This window comes from Mesorhizobium sp. LNHC209A00 (assembly GCF_000502915.1).
Taxonomy (GTDB): Bacteria; Pseudomonadota; Alphaproteobacteria; order Rhizobiales; family Rhizobiaceae; genus Mesorhizobium.
This window is the reverse complement of sequence record NZ_AYWT01000005.1, coordinates 103,315-124,593: the sequence shown is the minus strand read 5'-3', so window position 1 is coordinate 124,593 and position 21,279 is coordinate 103,315. Positions and strand designations below refer to the sequence as shown.

General features: G+C 63.1%; 23 protein-coding genes, 1 tRNA gene and 2 pseudogenes. 14 read left to right on the top strand and 12 right to left on the bottom strand.

All coding sequences use genetic code 11. The annotated features are described in order from the left end of the window. Positions 1-125 precede the first annotated feature (125 nt). The 4 genes and pseudogenes from X739_RS150675 to X739_RS150685 all read right to left on the bottom strand — a co-directional run bounded on the left by X739_RS150675 (position 126) and on the right by X739_RS150685 (position 3,122). On the bottom strand, positions 126-632 hold the full coding sequence (locus X739_RS150675) for a GNAT family N-acetyltransferase (protein WP_023794810.1): 507 nt from the start codon (positions 630-632) through the stop codon (positions 126-128). A gap of 244 nt (positions 633-876) precedes the next feature. Further along, positions 877-1,523 (bottom strand): annotated as a pseudogene (locus tag X739_RS01000000166135) (TPM domain-containing protein). 9 nt (positions 1,524-1,532) lie between these two features. Beyond that, the gene (locus X739_RS150680; protein WP_023794809.1) at positions 1,533-2,342 is read right to left on the bottom strand and encodes a YgcG family protein; all 810 of its coding nucleotides are present in this window, start codon (positions 2,340-2,342) and stop codon (positions 1,533-1,535) included. Positions 2,343-2,483: 141 nt separating this feature from the next. Continuing rightward, on the bottom strand, positions 2,484-3,122 hold the full coding sequence (locus tag X739_RS150685) for a LemA family protein (protein ID WP_023771801.1): 639 nt from the start codon (positions 3,120-3,122) through the stop codon (positions 2,484-2,486). 164 nt (positions 3,123-3,286) lie between these two features. Between X739_RS150685 and X739_RS150690 the strand changes: the two genes are divergently transcribed. The 6 genes from X739_RS150690 (at position 3,287) to X739_RS150715 (ending at position 8,591) form a co-directional block, all read left to right on the top strand. Continuing rightward, on the top strand, positions 3,287-3,538 hold the full coding sequence (locus tag X739_RS150690) for a hypothetical protein (protein ID WP_023771802.1): 252 nt from the start codon (positions 3,287-3,289) through the stop codon (positions 3,536-3,538). Positions 3,539-3,551: 13 nt separating this feature from the next. Further along, the gene (gene pdxY / locus X739_RS150695; RefSeq protein WP_023771803.1) at positions 3,552-4,436 is read left to right on the top strand and encodes a pyridoxal kinase PdxY; all 885 of its coding nucleotides are present in this window, start codon (positions 3,552-3,554) and stop codon (positions 4,434-4,436) included. After that, positions 4,433-5,224, top strand: coding sequence for a DUF429 domain-containing protein (locus tag X739_RS150700; protein ID WP_023794808.1), 792 nt, complete (start codon positions 4,433-4,435; stop codon positions 5,222-5,224). The genes pdxY and X739_RS150700 overlap by 4 nt, the downstream gene beginning before the upstream one ends. Before the next feature lie 147 nt (positions 5,225-5,371). Beyond that, positions 5,372-6,016: a carbonic anhydrase gene (locus X739_RS150705; protein WP_023771805.1), complete on the top strand. Its 645-nt coding sequence runs from the start codon at positions 5,372-5,374 to the stop codon at positions 6,014-6,016. Then, positions 6,013-6,447: a hypothetical protein gene (locus X739_RS150710; RefSeq protein WP_023771806.1), complete on the top strand. Its 435-nt coding sequence runs from the start codon at positions 6,013-6,015 to the stop codon at positions 6,445-6,447. The genes X739_RS150705 and X739_RS150710 overlap by 4 nt, the downstream gene beginning before the upstream one ends. Before the next feature lie 89 nt (positions 6,448-6,536). Beyond that, positions 6,537-8,591, top strand: a complete 2,055-nt coding sequence (locus X739_RS150715) for a M3 family metallopeptidase (RefSeq protein ID WP_023794807.1) — start codon at positions 6,537-6,539, stop codon at positions 8,589-8,591. Here X739_RS150715 and X739_RS150720 read toward each other — a convergent pair whose 3' ends face one another. The 4 genes from X739_RS150720 to X739_RS150735 all read right to left on the bottom strand — a co-directional run bounded on the left by X739_RS150720 (position 8,592) and on the right by X739_RS150735 (position 13,521). Continuing rightward, on the bottom strand, positions 8,592-10,112 hold the full coding sequence (locus X739_RS150720) for a M81 family metallopeptidase (RefSeq protein ID WP_023771808.1): 1,521 nt from the start codon (positions 10,110-10,112) through the stop codon (positions 8,592-8,594). It abuts the gene before it with no gap. A gap of 80 nt (positions 10,113-10,192) precedes the next feature. Beyond that, a complete protein-coding gene (locus X739_RS150725; protein ID WP_023771809.1) occupies positions 10,193-11,017 on the bottom strand; it encodes a carbohydrate ABC transporter permease in 825 nt (274 codons plus the stop codon). Next, complete coding sequence (locus X739_RS150730; RefSeq protein ID WP_023771810.1) at positions 11,014-11,883, bottom strand: sugar ABC transporter permease; 870 nt, start codon at positions 11,881-11,883, stop codon at positions 11,014-11,016. The genes X739_RS150725 and X739_RS150730 overlap by 4 nt, the downstream gene beginning before the upstream one ends. A gap of 411 nt (positions 11,884-12,294) precedes the next feature. Continuing rightward, on the bottom strand, positions 12,295-13,521 hold the full coding sequence (locus X739_RS150735) for a sugar ABC transporter substrate-binding protein (protein ID WP_023771811.1): 1,227 nt from the start codon (positions 13,519-13,521) through the stop codon (positions 12,295-12,297). Positions 13,522-13,699: 178 nt separating this feature from the next. On the opposite strand from X739_RS150735, the gene X739_RS150740 reads away from it, so the two are divergent. The 3 genes from X739_RS150740 to X739_RS150750 are packed head-to-tail and all read left to right on the top strand — an operon-like array spanning position 13,700 to position 16,441. Continuing rightward, complete coding sequence (locus X739_RS150740; RefSeq protein WP_023771812.1) at positions 13,700-14,470, top strand: SDR family oxidoreductase; 771 nt, start codon at positions 13,700-13,702, stop codon at positions 14,468-14,470. A 2-nt stretch (positions 14,471-14,472) separates the two neighbouring features. After that, a complete protein-coding gene (locus X739_RS150745) occupies positions 14,473-15,543 on the top strand; it encodes an ABC transporter ATP-binding protein (RefSeq protein WP_023771813.1) in 1,071 nt (356 codons plus the stop codon). A gap of 16 nt (positions 15,544-15,559) precedes the next feature. Next, entirely contained in the window at positions 15,560-16,441 is an 882-nt protein-coding gene (locus X739_RS150750; RefSeq protein WP_023771814.1) for a MurR/RpiR family transcriptional regulator, read from the top strand. A 164-nt stretch (positions 16,442-16,605) separates the two neighbouring features. On the opposite strand, the gene X739_RS150755 is transcribed toward X739_RS150750, so the two are convergent. Continuing rightward, positions 16,606-16,920: a DUF167 family protein gene (locus X739_RS150755; RefSeq protein WP_023771815.1), complete on the bottom strand. Its 315-nt coding sequence runs from the start codon at positions 16,918-16,920 to the stop codon at positions 16,606-16,608. A 7-nt stretch (positions 16,921-16,927) separates the two neighbouring features. Further along, a complete protein-coding gene (locus X739_RS150760; protein WP_023771816.1) occupies positions 16,928-17,221 on the bottom strand; it encodes a YggT family protein in 294 nt (97 codons plus the stop codon). Positions 17,222-17,369: 148 nt separating this feature from the next. On the opposite strand from X739_RS150760, the gene X739_RS150765 reads away from it, so the two are divergent. Together X739_RS150765 and X739_RS150770 are read left to right on the top strand one after the other, a co-directional pair. Then, positions 17,370-17,445 (top strand) — tRNA-Ala (locus tag X739_RS150765). 221 nt (positions 17,446-17,666) lie between these two features. Further along, positions 17,667-17,966 (top strand): hypothetical protein, encoded by a 300-nt coding sequence (locus tag X739_RS150770; protein WP_156939373.1) that lies wholly within the window; start codon positions 17,667-17,669, stop codon positions 17,964-17,966. A gap of 555 nt (positions 17,967-18,521) precedes the next feature. Here the strand turns inward: X739_RS150770 and X739_RS150780 are convergent. Further along, positions 18,522-18,941 carry a hypothetical protein gene (locus tag X739_RS150780; RefSeq protein ID WP_023771819.1) on the bottom strand — a complete coding sequence of 140 codons (420 nt, stop codon included), beginning with the start codon at positions 18,939-18,941 and terminating at the stop codon, positions 18,522-18,524. A gap of 41 nt (positions 18,942-18,982) precedes the next feature. Continuing rightward, the gene (locus tag X739_RS150785; protein ID WP_084569518.1) at positions 18,983-19,489 is read right to left on the bottom strand and encodes a hypothetical protein; all 507 of its coding nucleotides are present in this window, start codon (positions 19,487-19,489) and stop codon (positions 18,983-18,985) included. A gap of 166 nt (positions 19,490-19,655) precedes the next feature. Here X739_RS150785 and X739_RS01000000166130 point away from each other — a divergent pair. From X739_RS01000000166130 to X739_RS150795, 3 genes and pseudogenes are all read left to right on the top strand, one after another. Next, a pseudogene (locus X739_RS01000000166130) lies at positions 19,656-20,307 on the top strand (XRE family transcriptional regulator). 251 nt (positions 20,308-20,558) lie between these two features. Then, positions 20,559-20,891, top strand: a complete 333-nt coding sequence (locus tag X739_RS150790) for a nitroreductase family protein (protein WP_031247850.1) — start codon at positions 20,559-20,561, stop codon at positions 20,889-20,891. A 27-nt stretch (positions 20,892-20,918) separates the two neighbouring features. Then, positions 20,919-21,170: a hypothetical protein gene (locus tag X739_RS150795; RefSeq protein WP_023771823.1), complete on the top strand. Its 252-nt coding sequence runs from the start codon at positions 20,919-20,921 to the stop codon at positions 21,168-21,170. Positions 21,171-21,279: the final 109 nt, after the last annotated feature.

Below are 21,279 nucleotides of genomic sequence, written 5' to 3'. Positions count from 1 at the left end.
GGTGCTTACATGCGTCCCGCGAGACGCGATGGCGTTCGACGCGTTCAATCATCGGCACAAGATGTTTCAGCGTCGTGATGTGCGTGAGCCCGCGACCACGCCTTCCGCGATCATCCCCCAGGCGGTCACTCCCAGACGAAGGCGACCTTCTTCAGCGCCTTCTGCTCGAAAATCTCGACCCCTTCGGCGATGTCGCGGCCGCCGGCCCCGGCATAGAAGGCAAGTGCGTTCTGGTTGTCTTCCAGCGCCCACACCACCATGCCTTTCAGTCCATGGTCGGCGAGACGAGCCCTGGCCGCCGAAAACAGCCGCCTGCCGAGCCCTATGCCCTGATATTCAGGGCGAAGGTACAATTCGTAGATCTCGCCCTGCTGCTTGAGCTCCTTGGCGCGGTTCTTGCCGATCGTCGCATAGCCGGCGATCGTGCCGCCGATCTCGACGACGAGGACGGTGGCGGCGCGGCGGATGGCGTTGGCCCACCAGTCGCTTCCGCGACGGTTGATCATCGATGTCAGCGTGCGGTGCGGAATGATTCCGCTATACGCGCCGCGCCAAGCCTCGAGGTGCACTTCGGCGATGGCGGCGGCATCGCGCGGGTCTGCCTTCCGAATGTCGATCGTCAGCGTATTCATGATTAGTTAACCATAAACCCGCATCGCCCGATTGCAAGAGTCCGCGCGGCCCATGGTCCGCTTTCGCACAGACGATCATGACACTGCCCACATTGGCCAAAGCCTGCCTGAAAACGCGCTCAGCCGAGGCGGATGGCGTGGCTTTCGAGTACCCGGAGCGCAGCGGACTTTTAGGGTTTGTGGCATCGGAAGCCCAGAAAGCCGCGTCGGGCGTTCGGCTGAGTAGCATTTGCTAGGTAGGCTTTCAGATTTCGACCAGATGGTCGTCGAGCTCGTTGGTATCGCCCGAAGTAACCGGAAAGTGCTCGGCCAGCACTGCCCCGACCCGCTCGATCGCCTTGACGAAACCGTCGGCAAGCCGATCGTCGCCGGCATGCGCGGTCAGATCGCGCACCACGCCGTCCCAGACATGCTGGCCGACCTTGGCGTCGATGCCCGAATCGGCGACCACTTCGGCGTAGCGCTCGGCGATCGATACGAAGATCAGCANATCAGCACGCCGGTGCGCGCCGTGGTGCGATGGACGTTGCGGGCGAGGAACTGCTTGACCGCATTGGCGTGCGCAGCCTGATAGCGCAGCCGACGCGGCACCATATGGATGCGCAGGCCGGGGAGCGCCCACAACAGGGCCAGCACGCAGGCCAAGGCCAGCAACTCAGCGATGACGAAATGCGGCAGGCGGATGGTGAGCCACCAGGCCTCCAGCCCATAGGCGACCGCCAGGCTGACGGCCAGCATGCCGAGTGTCGCCATCAAGGCCGCGGGAGCTAAGTAACCCTCGCTGGCATGCGCCACGACGCAGTAGATCTCGCCGTCGGTTTGCGCTTCGGCCGCGCGGATCGCAGCGGCGATGCGCTCATGATCCTGCGGGCTGATCGGTCGTGTTGCCATGATCTTGTCTCACCAGCTTCCTGAAGAACCGCCACCGCCGGACGAGCCACCGCCACCGGAAAACCCGCCGCCACTGCTTGACCCCGACGACCAGCCACTGCCGGAACCGCCCGAGGACCAGCCGCCGCCCGACCACCTCGTCCAACCGCTGGTTCCGGATGATCCACTCGCACCCTGGCCATAACGAAACGTCATGCCCAGCCATCGATACACGCCTGGCGACAGCTTTGTGCCGAACATCGGCGGCAGGAAGGCCATTGCCAGGCCACCCAAGAACATCGTCGCCCACAGGATCAGGAACACCGCGACGACCGGATCCATGGGAGTGCTGCTGCCGGAGGGATTGCGCTGGCCGCGCGCCTCCAACTCCTCCGGATTGCCGTTCAGCACCATGATCATGTCGTCGACGGCCTTGGAGATGCCGCCCGGGAAATCGCCGGCGCGGAAAGCCGGCACCATGTCGTTTTCGATGATCAGCTTGGTGTGCAGGTCGGTCAGCGTGCCTTCCAGCCCGTACCCGACCTCGATGCGCATCTTGCGGTCGTTTGGCGCAACCAGGAGTAGGACACCGTTATTCTCCTTGGCCTGGCCGAGCTTCCAGAAGCGGAACAGCCGGTTGGCGTAGGGCTCGATCTCCTCGCCGCCGAGGCTGGGGATGGTGGCGACGACGATCTGGTCCGAGCCCTTGGTTTCGAGCTCGGCGAGTTTTTGGGTGAGCGCGGCACGTGTGCCGGCATCGATGATGCCGGCATTGTCGACGACGCGACCTGTCAGAGCCGGAAGATCGGCGGCCACGGCGGCGAACGGGAGGAAGAGGATGCCGGCAAGAAGGCCAAGAAAGGAAAGGTAGGCGTTCCGCAGCGCCCCCCTTGAGGGGGAGATGTGCAGCAGGACAGAGGGGGTTGTTTGCACGCCGGCGGTCCGTCTTCTAGCGGAATTTGTTCCGGTGACGGTCGCCGTTCACCCGCCCTGCTTCGTGCCGAAATCGACCTTCGGCGGCTGCATCTTGTCCTCGTCGACAGTGAAGTTGGCGAAGGGCTCGTTGCCGCGGAACCAGAATGTCGCCCACAGCACCGACGGGAAGGTCTTCAGTGTCAAATTGTAGTCCCTGACGGCCTGGATGTAGTCGCGGCGGGCAACGGCGATGCGGTTCTCCGTCCCTTCGAGCTGCGCCTGCAGCGCCAGGAAATTCTGGTTGGCCTTAAGGTCGGGATAGGCTTCCGACACTGCGATCAGCCGCGACAGCGCGCTAGTCAGCCCGGCCTGGGCATCCTGAAACTTTTTGAGGGCTTCCGGGTCCTTCAGCGTTTCCGGCGTCACCGTGATCTGCGTTGCCTTGGCGCGCGCTTGGACAACGGCGTCGAGCGTGTCCTTTTCATGCGAGGCATAGCCCTTGACCGTCTCGACCAGATTGGGAATGAGGTCGGCGCGTCGCTGATACTGGTTCAACACCTCGCTCCATGCCGCCCTGGCGTTTTCTTCCGCCGTCGGGATCGTGTTGTAGCCGCAGCCGGCAAGCAGCGGCAGCACGATTGCCATCATCAGGAAGGCGGGCAGCGTGCGAAATGTCGATGGTCGAGCAAGGCGCTGGACAAGCATGAAGGGATCCCTCGATAGAAGTTGCATCCGAAGCATTACCACAATCGGCGCGCAAGAAAACGGCCTCGGTCTCTGAAGCAGACTCGGCATGAATTGTGCCCGCCCCAAGGCCCTGTGATTGGCCCGGTGAACACGATAAGGTTCGATCAGAACGGGATATCACCATGGCGAAACGCCAGGACAGCGACAGTGAATCGCGCCGTATCCTCCAGCGCGTCGCGCAGGAGACCGATCCGGCCGGCAATTCTTTCGTGGCACGGACGACGAAAGGCGTGCGCGACCACGTCTCGGCGGCCGATGCCGACCGCACGGATCCGATTGAAGTCTGGGGCACGCGCGTTGGCAGGATACTCGGCCTGCTTCTGGCGCTGGGCCTGATGGTCTGGCTCGTGCTTTTCCTCACCCGGGGCAGCTAGGAATCAAGAAACAATGAGCGCCGAAAAAACCGACGCGCCGCGCGCGGTCATCGTCATATCCAGCCATGTCGCCCGCGGCTCCGTCGGCAATCGCGCGGCCGTCTTCGCGCTGGAGACACTGGGCTTTCCGGTCTGGGCCGTACCTACGGTCACCCTGCCTTGGCACCCCGGCCATGGCCGCGCGACCCGCATTGTGCCGCCGCTCGACCAGTTCAAGGCGTTGATGGCCGATCTGGAGCGCGCGCCGTGGCTGGGCGAGGTCGGGGCCGTGCTGTCGGGCTATCTCGGCGAGGCCGGCCAGGCCGAGGCGGTCGCCTCGCTGGTGGCCGCGGTCAAGGCGAGGACGCCCGATGCCGTTTATATCTGCGATCCGGTGATGGGTGATTCCGGCGGCCTCTACGTGCCCGAGCCCACCGCCGCCGCCATGCGCGACTGGCTGATGCCGATCGCCGACATCGCTACCCCCAACCGCTATGAGCTGGAATGGATGGCCGGCGCGCCACTGCCCGATCTGAAATCGGTGATCTCGGCCGCACTCCATGCCGGACCATCGACCATGCTGGTCACCTCGGCACCGTCGATGATGTCAGGCGGCACCGGCAATCTGCTGCTCGACGGCACCCAGGCGCTGCTGGCCGAACATCGCCTGATCGACAAGCCGCCGAACGGCCTTGGCGACCTGACCGCGGCGGTCTACCTGGCGCGCATCCTGTCCGGCCAGCCGGCGATCAAGGCCCTGCAGTCCACGACGGCGGCGGTCTACGAGATCCTGGCGCGCACGGCAAAACGCGGCGGCGACGAGTTGCAGCTCGAAACCGACGCGCAGAGTCTGTCGCACCCGATGGCCATGGTCCAGCTTCGCCACCTCACGCATCCGGGGCGGGACCGCCGGGCGTGACCCCGGCCAAGGTCGTGCTCGTCGGCGCCGATGGCTGCAAGGCCGGCTGGATCGCCGTGCGGAGCGAACCCGGGCCGACACTTCGTAACCCGGACGCCGCGCCTTCGGTCGATGTCTTCCCTTCGTTCGCCGCCCTGCTGGCGGCGATCCCCGATGACGCGATCGTCGCCGTCGACATGCCGATCGGTCTACCGGAATTTTCGCAAAAGGGCGGACGCGGGCCGGAAGCGCTGGTGCGGCCGCTGCTTGGGGCTCGCCAGTCCAGCGTCTTTTCGATCCCGTCCCGGGCCGCGCTCTATGCCGACACCAGCGGCTTCACCACGATCGAAGCCTGGTACGCGGCGCATATCAGGGCAAGCGAAGTGGCCAAGGCCACATCCAACCCGCCACGCGGCGTTTCCATCCAGGCCTTCGGCATCTTTTCGAAAATCCGCGAGATCGACACATTGCTGATCGTGCGGCCCGAACTGCGCGGTCGCATCTTCGAATCGCATCCGGAAGTCGCCTTCTGCCGCCTGAACGACGATCAGGCCATGCGGTTGCCGAAGAAGATCAAGGGCAGCGTCAATCCGGCCGGCATGGCGGAGCGGAAGGCGCTGCTTTGCCGGCATGGCTATGACATGGATTTCCTCGACCGGCCGCCGCCACGTGGTGCGGCCGCTGACGATTTCCTCGATGCGGCCGGCATGATGCTGATTGCCGGCCGCATCGCCAGCGGCGACGCGAAGCCGTTTCCCGACCCGCCTAGCGCTGACGGTTTTGGCATACCGGTCGCTATCTGGGCGTGACAATGTCAGCGCGCGTCCCGCTTTGGCGCATGGCATTTATGGCTAGCTCCTACAATTCCGCATTGCTCGTAGCGGGCTTTTGCCGTTAGAGGCTTTCCTCGACCGCAACGAGCTGCCGCCTCCAACCCGGAAAGGCCTTAGCCGCCCATGCCTCATCTTCCCGAACACCTCCTCGCCGGCTACCGCAATTTCATGAACGGCCGCTACCTCACCGAGAGCGGCCGCTATCGCGAGCTCGCCCGCGAAGGCCAGGCGCCCGAGACCATGATCGTCGCCTGTTGCGACTCGCGATCAGCGCCCGAGGCGATCTTCGACGCCGGCCCCGGCGAACTCTTCGTCTTGCGCAATGTCGGCAATCTGGTGCCGCCTTACGAGCCGGACGGCGAGTTCCATTCGACCTCGGCCGCGCTCGAATTCGCCGTGCAGAGCCTCAAGGTCAAGAATATCGTGGTCATGGGCCACGGCCGCTGCGGCGGCATCCGGGCCGCGCTCGACCCCAACTCCGCGCCGCTGTCTCCCGGCGACTTCATCGGTAAATGGATGAGTCTGATCGCGCCGGCCGCCGAGACGGTGTCGGCCAGCACCTTCATGACGGCGACGGAACGCCAGACGGCCCTGGAGCGCATTTCGATCCGCTACTCCCTCGCCAATCTCAGGACCTTTCCCTGCGTCTCGATCCTCGAGGGCAAGGGGCGGCTGTCGCTGCACGGAGCCTGGTTCGATATTTCGACCGGCGAGCTCTGGGTGATGAACAAGGAGACCGGCGATTTCGAGCGGCCGGTGCTGGAATGAACGGTACGGCGCGCCGGGCGATGAGCGTTCGGCCGGTCGTTTTCACGGCGGCCGCGCTAATGATAGCGATCGTTGCTGCTCGCGCCGATGACCGCGCCATTATAAGCCGCTGGTATTCGGCGCTGATGGTCGCCGATCGCACCGAGCTGGCGGACCTGCTCGCCGACGACGTCCGCATCAAACTTGACGACCTCGGCGTTGTCCAGAGCAAGCTGGAATTCATAGCCTCGCTCGACGAATGGAAAGGTGCGGTTGCGGGAGCCGCGATCCGCCATCGCATCGAGAGGACCGAAAGCGGGGTCACCACCGTGATCGCCTGCTACGACTTCCCCAACAACGACATGCTGGTGCAGGAAACCTTCGCGGTGAGCGACAACCGAATCACCGCCAATTCTCAGGCGGCAATCGCTGAAAACTGCGAGGGCTACTGAGGCGCAGCGGCCACTGGCATATTGCGGGCTCGCGAAGCGCGCCCTACATCGGTGACACCCTCCTTCCTGACGCCAGCGAAAGACCCTCCATGCCCTCTACGAATGCCGTCGATCTCGCCGCTCATCCGCTGACCGCGTGGCGAGGGCCGCTCGGCCTGCCCGATTTTGCCCATATTGGCGACGGTGATTTCTCCGCCGTCTTCGACGCCGCGCTGAAGGCGCATGAGGCCGAGATCGACGCGATATCAAGCAACAAGGCTACGCCGAGCATCGAGAACACGCTTGCCGCGCTTGAGCTCGGGGGCGAGGCGCTGGATCATGTCTCGTCGATCTTCTGGTGCCGCGCCGGCGCCTACACCAACGAGACCATCCAGGCGCTGGAGCGTGACATTTCGCCGAAGATGTCGCGGCACTTCTCGGCCATCTCGATGAACGAGAAGCTGTTTGCCCGCATCGACGATCTCTACCGGCGCCGCGAGAGCCTAAACCTCGATCCCGAGACGCTGCGCGTCCTGGAGAAGACCTGGAAAGGCTTCGTCCGTTCCGGCGCCAAGCTCGACGCCGACGGCAAGACGCGGCTGGCCAAAATCAACGAGGAGCTGTCGTCGCTCGGCACGACTTTCGGTCAGAACGTGCTGGCCGATGAGCGCGACTGGGCGCTGTTCCTCGACGAGGCCGATCTCGCCGGCCTGCCGGATTTCGTGAAAAGCTCGATGGCCGAGGCCGCCGAGATGCGCGGCCGGAAGGGCCGCTACGCCGTAACCCTGTCGCGCTCGATCTATGAGCCGTTCACGACCTTCTCCGACCGCCGCGACCTGCGCGAGATCGCCTATCGTGCCTTCACCATGCGCGGCCAGAACGGCGGTGCGTCAGACAACACATCCGTGGTGCGCGACATGCTGAAGCTGCGCGCCGAAAAGGCGAAGCTGCTCGGCTACGCCTCCTTCGCCGCGCTCAAGCTCGACGACACCATGGCCAAGACACCGAAGGCGGTGCATGCGCTGCTCGACCCGGTCTGGGAAAGGGCACTGGAAAAGGCCGCCGCCGACCAGAAAGAGCTGGAGCGTCTGGCCGCCGAGGCCGGCAGCAACGAAAAATTCGCCGCCTGGGACTGGCGCTTCTACCAGGAGAAGCTGCGCGCCGAGAAGTTCGCTTTCGATGAGGCGGAGCTGAAACCCTATCTGCAGCTCGACCGCGTCATCGACGCCTGCTTCGACGTCGCGACACGGTTGTTCGGCATCACGTTCGAGGAGAAGAAGGGCATCGCCGCCTGGCATCCGGACGCGCGCGTCTTCGTGGTCAAAAATGCCGACGGCAGTGAGCGCGGCCTGTTCCTCGCCGACTATTTCGCGCGGCCGTCAAAACGCTCCGGCGCCTGGATGAGCGCGCTGAAGTCCGGTTATAAGCTTGGCCATGGCTCGAAGCCGGTGATCTACAACATCATGAACTTCGCCAAGCCGCCAGCGGGCGAACCGGCCCTGCTGTCCGTCGACGAGGCGAAGACCTTGTTCCACGAATTCGGCCATGCGCTGCATGGCATGCTGACCGACGTCACCTGGCCATCGGTGTCGGGCACCTCGGTCAGCCGCGACTTCGTCGAACTGCCCTCGCAGCTCTACGAGCACTGGCTGACGGTGCCGGCGGTTCTGGAAAAGCACGCGCTGCATGTCAAGACCGGCAAGCCGATGCCGAAAGCGCTGCTCGACAAGATGCTGGCCACGCGCACCTTCGGCGCCGGCTTCGCCACCGTCGAGTTCACCGCCTCTGCCTTGATGGACATGGCCTACCATGCACGGCCCCACGCGCCGGAAGAGCCGCTTCGTTTCGAGGCCGAAACGCTTGCGACCCTGCATATGCCGGATACCATCGCCATGCGCCATCGCACCCCGCATTTTGGCCATGTCTTCGCCGGCGAGGGCTATTCGGCCGGCTACTATTCCTACATGTGGTCGGAGGTGCTGGACGCCGATGCTTTCGCCGCCTTCGAGGAAACCGGAGACCCCTTCAACCCGGCGCTGGCCGAGCGGCTGAGGAAGAACATCTACGCCGCCGGCGGCTCGAAGGATCCGGAAGAGCTCTACACCGCGTTTCGCGGCAAAATGCCGTCGCCGGCAGCGATGATGGTCAAGCGCGGATTGGTGTGACTAGCAATCATGCCGTTCGTGGGGGAGATTGGCAGCGTCGCCCGCGGCACCCTTCCAGGGATCGGCCACCCTTGGCCACACTAGCCGCGCCAGCTTCGTGTAATTCGTCGCCGCCGGATTGCTGGGATAGGAACTCGGCGCCGCGACATAGATGATCTCGGCGGCGATCGGCTCGAAGCCGGCGTAGAAATGGTTTGTCGACTTGATCAGCAAAATGTCTTTCGACAGCGGATCGATGCCGATGTTGGAGAAGACATCCGGCTCGAAGGTCTGGGTGCGATTGGTATTCAGGATCACATCGACTTCGGTGCCCTCGATGCGCACCACCGCTGATGGCCCCAATGTCACCCGGCTCGGGCCAAAACTCTGCCAACCCTCGGCAACCGCTTTCAGCACCTTGACGCGTGCGTCGATCGGTTCGCCCGCCTGGGCGCCAGCTTTGCCGCCGAAGCGCAGGTCGATGACCGCGCCCTCGCCGGCAGCCTGGCAGAAAGTCACCGCGATCGGATCCCAGATCGTCGCCACGCCGAACTTGTCCAGGCCCCGCGCCAGCATCTGGCGCAGCACGACGGTGCCGTCGCCGGGAACGCCGCCGCCGGGATTGTCCCAGATATCGGCAATGACCACCGGCTTGCCCGGCTTTTCCTTGCGCACGGCCAGAGCCCGATCGATGCCGTCGGCCGTACTCAGCATCGTCATCGCGGTCGTTTCGCGCATGGCATAGAGCTCGCGTCCGAGCCGCTCCGCCAGCGCATCGCCCTTGGCCTTGTCATTGTCGGTGACGACAAGGAGGCGCGTGCCCATTTCGGGCACGTCGGCGGCCATGAAGCCGTGGATGACCGAGACCGACAGCACGCCGTCCTTGCCGTGCAGCGCCTTGATGCGGTCGACGAAGGAGCGCATCGGTTCGCGGCTGGTCGGCAGCACCTGGATCATGCGGCAGTCGAAAGTTGAGATGACCGGCTTGATTTCGCCGCGCGCCGCAGCCAGGCCAAGCTCGACGACATGCTCGCCGCGCTCGTAGAAATCAGTGTGCGGGAATTCGAGGAAATAGGCCATGATGTCTGACGCCGCCACGCGCTTCGGCGTCAGATGGCTGTGCGGATCGAACTCGCAGGCAATCACCACCTCAGGCCCGACAATGCCCCGCACGCGCTCCAGCAGGTCGCCCTCGCAGTCGTCATAGCCTTGCGCCACCATGGCCCCGTGCAGGCCCAGAATAACGGCATCGACCGGCAATGCAGCCTTCAGTTGATCGAGGATCTCATCGCGCAGCGCCTCATAGGTCTGCCGCTGCACGAGGCCGCCAGGCTCGGCCCAGGTGGCGGTGCCCTCGATCACGGTCAGGCCTTCGGCGGCCGCGCGGAGGCGCAGCGCCACGATCGGCGAGGAGCACAGGGTCGGCGTTTCCGGATGCTTGCCCGGCCCGGCATAGAACGCCATCTCGAAAGAGGCCCGGTCGGTTGGCACCGGCGAGAAGGTGTTGGTTTCCGTCGCCAGCGAGGCGGTGAAAATACGCATGAAAACTCCGTGGACTTCTTGTTGTTTCGCAATTCCGGACGGAAAACCGCTGGGCACTTTTCCTAGAGGTGCTGGGATTGCTATTTGACAGCCCCGAGCGCCAGCCCCCGGACGAGATAGCGCTGCAGCCAGATGAACAGGATCGCCACCGGCAGCGTCGCCAGCAGCGTCGCCGCCATGACGTGGTGCCATTCGATCGTGTAGCGCCCGGCAACCAGCGAGAACACCTGGATCGGCAGCGTATAGCTCTCCTGGCTACGCAGCATGGTGAGCGCCACGACGAATTCGTTCCAGGCATTGATGAAGGTGAAGATCGCCGTCACCGCGATCGCCGGCAGGCAGAGCGGTAGAAACACTTTTCGTAGCGTCAGCCAGCGGCCGGCGCCTTCCATCCAGGCCGCCTCCTCAAGGTCGCGCGGAATGGTGTCGAAATAGCTCTGCAGCATCCAAACGGTGAAGGCGACGTTGAAGGCCATGTAGATGAAGCCGAGCGCGGTGGTCGATTCGACCAGTCCCCAGGCAGCCATCAGCCGGAACAGGCCGAGCACCAGCACGATCGGCGAGATCATCTGCGAGATCAGCAGGAACTGGCGGAACGCTCCATAGCCGGCAAAGCGGAAGCGCGACATTGCATAGGCCGCCGGGACGGATATGAGGATGGCGCCGACGGTGGCGATGACAGACACATAGAGCGAATTGGCCAGCGCCCGGCCGAAGCCGGTCGCCACCCACATGTCGGCAAAATTCGACCACCGGAACTCGCTCGGCCACCAGGTCGGCGTCAGCACTTCGGTACGCGGCTTGACCGCTGTCAGGAACATCACCGCGAAGGGAAAGATCGTCACCACGATCAAGGGAGCCAGCAGCAGCCAGGCGATGACGGTGCGCTTCAGCTTGGCCTTCATGCGCGTTGCTCCCGCATGGCAAGGCGCACATAGATCATGGTGAAGATCAGCAATATGGCGAACATCACCAGCGAGACCGCCGAAGCCTCGCCGAGCTTGCCGATACGGAATGCCAGCTTGTAGAGGTGGGTGACCAGGATGTCGGTCGAGTTGGCCGGCCCGCCCTGCGTCATCACCCAGATGATCGGAAACGAGTTGAAGACGTAGATGGTGTTGAGCACGATGGCGATGTTGATGAAGGGTTTCAGAAGCGGAAAGGTGATCTCGCGGAACTGCTGGAGCGGCGTTGCCCCTTCGAGCGCCGCCGCCTCATAGAGATCGTCCGGGATCGAGGACAGGCCGCCGAGAAAGATCGTCGTGGTGAACGGCACCGTCACCAATATGCCGATCAGCACCTGCATTGGAAACGCCGTCTCGGCGCTCGCAAGCCACTGGATGTTGTGGTCGATCAGGCCAAGTCCGATCAGCGCCGAATTCAGCATGCCGCTTTCACCGCTCAGCGCCCAGCGCCAGACCACGGCCGTCATGGTCAGCGACACTGCCCATGGCAGCATGATGATGACGCGGGCAAGGCCACGGCCATAGAAATCGGTATTGAGGATCATCGCCACCGGGACCGAGAGCAGCAACGCGCCGCAGACCACCAGCACCGTCCATAGCCCTGTGCGCCAGAGGGCGGCGACGAAGTCGGGATCGGCTGTCAGCGCGGCGAAATTGGCAAGACCGCTGAACTCGCGCAGCTGACCAAAGCGATTGACGTCATGCGTGGCGATCTGGATCAGGTCCCAGACCGGCCAGAAGATGACCACCGCCGCCAGGAACAGACTGGGCAAGGTCAGGAGATAGGGCAGGAGGCGATTTTGCATCGGCTGATTTGGGACCATGTTGCGAGGTATTGGTGGCGCTGGCTCGCCCAGTTGGCCCTAGGCGCTCGGTTTCGAACTCTTTCCGACGTCAGTGCCGCCCCTCACCTGCCCGCCGGCATCCTCTCCCCGTATAGTGACGGGGAGAGGGGCGCCGTCGCTACCGCTTTCGCCAATCTCCGGCCTCGCAGGAATGGCGCCGAGGCTGCCGCCAGGCCTTTCTCCCAGTCACTATACGCGGAGAAATGCCCGGCAGTGCAATGAGGGGCGGCGCCGACATCGCCGATTTTGTCCTTTGCCTGAGGGATTGCCCTATCGACCTTCCTCGCTTGCACGCGGCGAGCCGTTGCATGTTAGAAGAGTGGCGCGCCCCGCCTGAATTTGGCGCGCGCCACGGACGCAGGGAGATACGCCCTACTTCTTCAGCACTGCGTTGGCCTTGGCCGCCGCTTCCTTCAAGCCTGCCTCGGGATCGCCGCCAAGATAGATCTTCTGCATGGCATCCGACGTGATCTGGGCAACTTCTTCCCAGCCTGGGATGACCGGCGCGAAGCGGGCATCAGGCAAGAGCGCGGTGAAGGCGGCCAGATCCGCGTTGTTGATGTAATAGTCCATCTTGGCCTCTTCCTTGTTCACCGGCAGGAATCCTTCGCCCTGCGTGAACTTGGCGCGCTGTTCCGTGGTGAACAGGAAGTCCATCAGCTTCCAGGCCTCATCCTTGTTCTTGGAGTTCTTGAACATGATCATGGAGTCGGTGACGCCGTAGGTGCCGCGCGCACCGGTAGGACCGGCCGGGATGGCGGCAACGCCATATTTGAGGCTCGGCGCCTCGTCCTTGATCTGGTTGGACAGGAAGGGCGCCGTGATCATCATGCCGACCTTGCCCTGCTTGAACAGGTTCTGCACGTCCTCGCGATTGTTGGAGGTGACGCCGGGCTCCGTCAGCCCCTCGTCGATCATCGACTTGTAGAGCTTCGCTGCTTCGAGCGCGCCCGGCGTGCTCAGGCCCGACGTGCCGTCCTTGTTGAGGATCTCGGTGCCCTGCGACCACATCGCGTAGTAGTAATAAACGTCGGTCTCGATCTCCTTGCCCTGAAGGCCGAAACCGAAAGCACCCTGCGCCTTGATCTTGCGAGCATCCTCCTGCAATTCGGTCCAGGTTGCCGGTGGCTTGGCTATGCCGGCCTTCTCGAACAACTCCTTGTTGTAATACATGGCGCGCGCCGAGGCGGCGATCGGCAGGCCGTAGGTCTTGCCGCCCATGATCGAGGGCGACAGGAAGGTGTCGATGAAGCGACCCTTGAAGTCAGGCGTGATGTAGCTGTCGAGCGGCTCGGCGACGTCCTGCTGGACGAAGTCGATCAGCCAGCGCGTGCCGATGATGGACAGATCGGCGTTGGTGCCGGCGGTGATGTCGGTGGTTAGCTTCTGCAAGAGCACATCCCATGGCACCACCTCGAACTTGACCGTGATGCCAGGGTTCTTCGCCTCGAACTCCTTCTTGACCTGCTCGAAATACGGACCGGTCTTGGCACTGTATTCGGCGACGGTGACCCGCACTTCGCCGGCCTCTGCCTGCGCCGCGAAGGCCAGAATGCCCATTCCGGCCATCAGGCCGGCAGTCCATTTCGCAAGGTTCATCCGATCTCTCCCATTGTTTCGCGCATTCGCGCTCCTTGTGCCGCCGGCACAAGGTTTATGTGACTTTCCTACATTATCGATGAATTCGCCGCGCGCAAGCGGATTAATATGTTGCTAAATTACATCCTGGTCTTTAGCCTCTCCGGCATCTGCGTGACTTGAGGGAGGAGCAAGCGCCGTGGTTTCGAGAGCCGAATTCGAAGGCAGGACCGCCGTCGTCACCGGCGCCGGTGGCGGCCTTGGCTCGGCGATTGTCGCACTGCTGGCCGGCAGGGGCGCGCGGGTGGTCGGCTGCGACCAATCCGGGGAGGCGCTGGCGAGCCCGCACCTTGCCTCGCGGCATGTCTTCGACCTTCTCGACCGGGCTTCCATCGAGGCGGGGATCGCCGCTGTTCTCGACCGGGACGGCGTGCCCGATATCCTGATCAACAATGCCGGCTGGACGCGCGCCGAAACGCTCGATGCGCTGACGGCGGACACGATCGAACATGAGCTCGACCTCAACCTGACCGGTGTGATGACTTTCGCCGACCCGCTGGTTAAGGCGATGGCTGCACGCGGTTCGGGCAGCGTCGTCTTCATTTCTTCCGTCAACGCCATCGCGCATTTCGGCAATCCGGCCTACGCCGCCGCCAAGGCCGGCATCAACGCCTATGCCAAGTCGATCGCCGTCGAACTCGGCCGTAGCGGCGTGCGCGCCAATGTCGTCTGCCCCGGATCGATCCGCACCGCCGCCTGGGACCATCGCCTGGCCAAGAACCCTGACATAATCGGCAAGCTGCAGCGGCTCTATCCGCTCGGCCGCATCGTCAACGCCTCGGAAGTCGCCGAAGCGGTGGCTTTCCTTGCCTCGGACCGCGCCTCGGGCGTAACAGGCGTGGTGATGCCCGTCGATGCGGGATTGACCGCCGGCTGCCTGCCGTTCATCGACGACATATTGGGAGCGTGACCATGACCGACGTCCTGTTTCGCAACCTCTCGAAATCCTTCGGCCAGCACAAGATCCTCGAGGAGATCAGCCTCGACATCAAGAGCGGCGAGTTCGTCGTGCTCGTCGGCCCGTCCGGCTGCGGCAAGTCGACCTTGCTGCGCATGCTGGCGGGCCTGGAGACCATCAGTTCCGGTGACCTCCTGATCGGCGGCACGCGCGCCAACGACCTGCCGCCGCAGCAGCGCAACATCGCCATGGTGTTCCAGTCCTACGCGCTGTTCCCGCATCTGAAGGCTTCCGACAATATCGGCTTCGGTCCGAAAATCCGGGGCGAGAGCCGCACCGCCATCGACCAGAAGGTCAAGAAGGCGTCCGGCGTCCTCAACCTGTTCTCCTATCTCGACCGGTATCCCCGCCAGCTCTCGGGCGGCCAGCGCCAGCGTGTCGCCATGGGCCGCGCCATCGTGCGCGAACCCTCGGTGTTCCTGTTCGACGAGCCGCTCAGCAATCTGGACGCGCAGTTGCGCGTGCAGATGCGCACCGAGATCAAGGCGCTGCACCAGCGGCTGAAATCCACCATAGTCTACGTCACCCACGACCAGATCGAGGCCATGACCATGGCCGATCGCATCGTCGTGATGGACCGCGGCAGGATCCAGCAGGTCGGGCCGCCGCTGGAGCTCTATGACAGGCCGGCCAACAAGTTCGTCGCCGGCTTCCTCGGCTCGCCGTCGATGAGTTTTGTGTCCGGGGCACTGAAGACGACGCCCGGGACGACCTGGTTCGAGTCGGTCGGCGGCGGCCGGCTTGCGCTTGCCGGGGACCCGGTGCCGGCAGGCAGTGCCGTTGAGGCGGGCATCCGGCCGGAGCATTTCATCGTCGGTGAAGCCACTGATACCATGACGCTCAAGGTTGACGTGGTCGAGCCGACCGGTTCCGAAACCCATGTCTACGGCGCCATTGGCACTGATGCGGTGCGCGCCGTGTTCCGCGACCGGGTGCCGGTGCGGCCGGGCGACCTGCTGCCGGTCTCGGTCGACCCAGGCAACATCCATCTGTTCGACACGGCGACGGGCCTGCCGCTGAGATGACGACGGAAACTCGGACATGAAGACGCCGGCCGACATCATCACGCGGCTGCAGCTGATGTCGCAGGACGGCACCAAGTCGGATCGCCGCCTGGCAAACCTCGTCCTGTCCGACCTCGACTTCGCCTCCAAGGCCGCGATCTCCGACATCGCCGCGCGGGTCAGCGTCAGCGAACCGACGGTCACCCGCTTCTGCCGCAATCTCGGCTGCGAGGGGTTGCGCGACTTCAAGTTCTATCTGGCCCAAGCCATCGCCATCGGCGGCCAGTATCTGTCGCCGGAGCCATTGAGCCGCGACGCCCGCGAACAGCGCATTGCGTCGGCCATCACCGAAGCGGCTGTTTCAGCCATCCAGCGCGCCAGCGAGAACCTCGACATGACGACGCTGGTCGACGTCGCCGCGCGCCTTGCGGCATCAGGCAATGTGCTGTGCATAGGTTCGGGTGGCATTTCCTCGATGATGGCGACCGAAATGCAGAACCGGCTGTTCAGGCTCGGCCTGTCGGTTCTGGCACAGATCGACGGACAGCTGCAGCGCATGTATGCCGCCGTTGCCACGCCAGACACCACCGTGGTCGCCTTCTCGGTCTCCGGCTATGCGCGCTCGGTCATTGAGGCGGTGCAGGTCGCGCAACAATATGGGGCCGCCACGGTGGCGGTCACCGCGCCCGACTCCGCACTGGCCAAGGTCGCCGACACTGTCATCCAGCTACAGCCGTTCGAGGACGGCAACATCTACAAGCCGACATCGTCACGTTACGCGTTGCTGGCGATCGTCGACATGATCGTGACCTCGGTCGCCGAGACACGCGGCCCGAAGGTGCTGGAGAAACTGCGCCGCATCAAGCAGAGCGTGAACACGCTGAAGGTCGACGACCCGCGTTTGCCGCTGGGCGACTGACGAGCCGGCGCCGAAAAAATCTGCCAATTCGCCCCAAGCGGGTGAGGACTGGTCCGCGCAGTGGACGGAAAGCCAATTGGCTTGCTTTCCGAACGACGAACGCCCGGAGCGACAGCGCAGGACCGCGTCCGGCAGGACGGAGGGGGCGCTGTCCCGCCTGCATCTCAATTTTGGAAAAGCGCTCCGACAGCTGTCACCAGCGCCTCCGGATCGCCCAATATCCGCAACGTCTTGAGGCGGGCCGTACCGCCGGCAACGACCGAAACGGCCGATGCCGGAACACCCAGCGCCCTGGCGACCAGCTTCTCCAGCGCTTGATTGGCGGCGCCATTTTCCGGCACGGCGCGGACCCGCGCCTTCACGTGACTGCGTCCGTCCGCCAATGTTTCGACGAGGTCGAGCCGGTCCATGGAAGACTTAGGCGTCAGCCGCACGAACAGATCGACGCCGTTCTCGCGCATGCGGAACGGCGCGCTCATGCGATCGTCAGGCCAGCAGCAGCGGCGCGATCGTGGTGAGAATGAACTGCCTGAGGAAGAACAGGATCAGCAACAAGATGATCGGTGAGATGTCGATACCGCCAAGGTCGGGCATGAAGCGGCGGATCGGCCGCAGCGCCGGCTCGGTCAGGCGGTAGAGCATGTTCCCGATGCTGCCGACGAACTGGTTGCGCGAGTTGACGACGTTGAAGGCATAGAGCCAGGAAAAGATCGCCGAGGCGATGATGACCCACCAATAGAGGTCGAGCGCCATGACGATGGTTTGAATGAGGGCGAGCATGCCGGACTCCAATTGTTGCCGACATGTAGCCATTACGCGCCAAACCGGCAAGGGCAGGGTTCCGCCACGCGACCGGCAGCCGGTTTTTCAGTGAAGCGCCGCCTTGACAGGAAACCGCGGCGCCCGATAAATGCGCCATCCGCTGGACGGGGCTGTAGCTCAGCTGGGAGAGCGCGTCGTTCGCAATGACGAGGTCAGGAGTTCGATCCTCCTCAGCTCCACCAGCGGAATTTAGAAGGCATATCTCACAGTGAAATCAGTGAGATAGCCGAAAGGACCTCTTTCGTTTGGCCCACGCGTTTGGCCACGTTTCAGGCCATCCCGGCTCCATCGTCGCCGGTGTGTGCCCTTCGCCTTTGTTCCAACCACTCCGAAATCCTTCAGGCATTCAACAATTTCTCTGTCTATGATCACCGGCATATTTGGATCAATCGCGAGGCAAGTCATGGCAAATTGGGATTTGCGGCGTCAGGTCAGGATGTGGCTGCTGATCGGTGTGCCTCTCGTCGTTGGCGGCACTCTTATTCGACACTACAGTTTTCACACCTTCGAGCTTGTCATGTTCGGGTTCTCGTTCGCCATGACCCTTTTCTCGATCTGCCTTGTCTACCGTAGTTGGCCCAGCAGAGAGCAACAACTTGAAGGCAAGACCAGCGCTGCCTATGGAGGCGTGATCATGGCCTCATTCCTTCTAATTGTGTCCCTCTACGGCAACTACATCGTACTACCCGTGGTAACCGGCTAAAGCGCGACCTCTACGGGCAGGAGACGATTATCTCAACTCGCTAAGCCTCTCCCACCTCAACGAACCTGACCGGCAACCCTGCGGCGATCTCCTCAGCCATCCCCGGCAAATGCCGTTCAAGGCCCTGACGGGTCCGACAGTAGGACTGAGGTCGCCATGAGGGGTGACCGCCGCGCGTTCCTGACTTGTACTGAATGATCCATTGGATTTGGTTGCGACACTCGATGATCCGGGTCGCCTTGGCCTCGCTGAAGTCCCATCTCAGGACCACGCGGGAATAGTTGTCTGCTTCCTCGCAAGTCGGGTTAAGAGCGCGCGGGGTTCTGCTTCTGCTCACTGTCTGAATTACCTTCCTGTTGAATTGATGTTTCCCGGCCCACCGAGGCTGCGCTGAACGCGGTGAAGCAATCTGGGCGCACGATGTGCCTCCAGACCAAAGCGCCGCTGCGCGCAGGGTACTTGCCTGTTAGGGGAGAGCCCGAAGGGGGCTGTGAGCTTGGGGCAAATGGTTCACCGGAGATGGCGACCTAACCCCCCTTCGGGATGGTGGTGCTGCTATATGCCGAGGTCGAGACGCATCTTCGCAGCAGCCTGAGCATGTCGGGTGAGCAACGCCCAGTCCCCACGCACAACGGCCCGCCTGAACTCTGGCAACTCGGCCTCGTCGATGTGCTCAGACCAGCTTTCGAGGGTCAGCCCGAGTGGCGCAAGGACTCTCCTAACGAGCCGCTGGGTGAACGCAGCCTCGACCACCTGGGCCTCAAGCTGGTCCACGCCTGCCGCTTCAAAGTCGATGACCCCTGTTTCCGCGAAGGTGTCGACCACGGCCTGTTGAACTTCAACCGGCTGCGCTTCCGCCCATCGGTTCAAGGCCCTGTCAGCGCCATCAGAAAGCTCTTGATGGGTCTTCTCCGCCTTCTGCTCTGGCGTCAGGTCGTCGCCCGCGTCGTCATCAGCATCATGCTCAACCGCCACCTCGGGATTGTCACCCCGAGGCTGTTCTTGGACGGTCGAGCTTATCGGAAAGACCCATAGCCATAAGGCGCAACGGCCCGCGCGACCGCCTCGCCGTAGTCCTCCATGCTGATCTCGCCATCTTCAGCCATCTGCCGGGCCTGCTTGGGTCCAAGCTGAATGCCGCCGATGGTCACCCGAAGGCTGTCGACAAGGGCGCGCGGCGGGACGGCAAAGGCGCTGCTATTGGAGGGAGGAGCCTTGGCATTAAGCTGCTCCACAGTGGTCTGGCCGTTGGTGACGGAGACGCGCTGGCTGAGTTGGCCCCGCTGCTGTGCCTGATACCAATGGTTGCCGGCTAAAGAGACCTCGGTCGCTGCTGCAATCTGGGCCTTCATGCGGGCCTCTTTCTCTAGGTGGGTCGCTCGGGCCGCGTCATAGCGCATCCGGTCAATAAGCTCCTCTCGCTGGGTCGTGGACATCGCCATCAAGGCTCGTTCCTGCTCGGTCGGTTCGCTGTAGGTGTGGCGTGCGCTGCCGCTCATCTGTTCTTCGCTGTATCTGGACATAGGTTGTTCCTTCAAAGTTGGTGGTCCCCGCGACATGATTGTTGCGAGGTTCTGGTAAGTCATGGTGGTGGTGTTGGAGCCGTCAGCGGCGAGGCTGGAGACCATAGCCATGAGCGGGTGGTGCTGGAGTGTGATCGGCCTCTGGAGGCGCTGGGGGAAGCAAAAAGTGTCCATTCGCGAGAACCTCGCTGCAAATCTCAGGCGGCTCTGCAAGGGCCAAGCTGATCTGCGACTACCTGCACGTCGAAGAAGCCGAACTGTACCGGGACCCCGGCATCCCCGAGCCGGCGGCTCTCGGCCTGCCGCCGATTTTCGAAAGCCTGTCACCCAGATGATCCGCCCCACCCGCCCCGTCGATCGCCGGCGGCATCTATTTCACCTATTTTTCAATTCCGACCCGCTCCGATCTGCTGATGCGGTCGGTGACCTTCGTGCGGCGTGAGGCCGAGCTGGTCACGTTCCGCAGGGTCACCGGATGGTCGGAGCATCGTGGCTCGGCATGGGCGCGGGGACGCGGCAATCATTGTGGGGTGGCGATCTCGCGCCTTAACTGGATCTATTTCAGCGGCGTCAACCGCCGCCAGACAGGCGAGCCGTCGCTGATCTCGGTGCAATGGGCGCCTATCGCCGAACCGGTGCTGACGGGCAAGGCCATGCTTCTGACCGAAGCCGCGCCGGCATTCGTGTCCGTCATCATGCGGCAGGATAGGTCCAATATCAGGCCCAGGCATGCGATCCGCATGGCGCATGCCGTCAGGCTCGACGATCCCAGCCTCGACCAACTCGTCGTCGGCCTCGCTCGGGACGGGCTGGCCTAGCCGCTTGCTTACGCTGGATAAGAACAAGAATATCCCGAAAAAGCGTAAGCTAGCGATTGCCTGCTCCATGTCTCAGTAAAATCGATTTTTTTAGACTTTCCCACAAGAAAGATATTTTAGCTGATATTGGATTTACTACAATTTTAACAGACCATTAACTCTCCCGACCTTACCTTTCTTCTCGCGGATCCCTTTCCGGGGTCTTTCGACAAATCCCTTGGGGTCGGGAAATGTGGGAAAATGACCAAGAAGTGAACAACGCGCCATGCCCGTGCCTGATCCTGCTTTATGCCAGGCTCGACCGCACGATGTGGAAACATGGTCACGCCAACGCCTACCGCGTCGTGCTGATCGAGGCGGGCCATATTGGCCAGAACATGATGCTGGCGGCGACCAGGCACGGCTTGTCGGCCTGTCCGACGGCGGCGCTGAGCCATTCGGCGGTCAAGCGCCTTCTGAGCCTCGACCGCCTCACCGACCCGCCCATCTATCCGTTGACCCTCTCAACCCCGGAACTTGACACCGCATTCGGCCGGTCGACTAGCCGACCTAATATGTCCAGTTCAGCCAGTACGCATTCCTAGAGTTCCATCCGATGACAGGAGCAGAACATGTCAAATCAGGCCTTACGTCAGTCAGAGCTCGATAGTCTTCAATATATCGCGACGATGACCAATGAGCTGGTGCAGATGGCCGAAGCAAGCCGCTTCCCCATGATCTCCTATCTGCTCGGCATGGCCTATGCCGAGGCCTTCGACGTCTTGCGCGGCGCACGGCCAGCACGACATGCGCAACTCAGCGGCAACCCGATGCACCCCAAGGCACACGCGAAAGACAACCACGCTCAGCCAAGAACAGCGTAGCGAGACGCAATTGTCGGCCTTGCGGCACGGCTGGCTCGCGGCCGAGCCGTTGGGAGACGCTCGATACGCTGCAAAGCTTGCTGCCGCTGCTGAGAAACGCGGCCGCCGA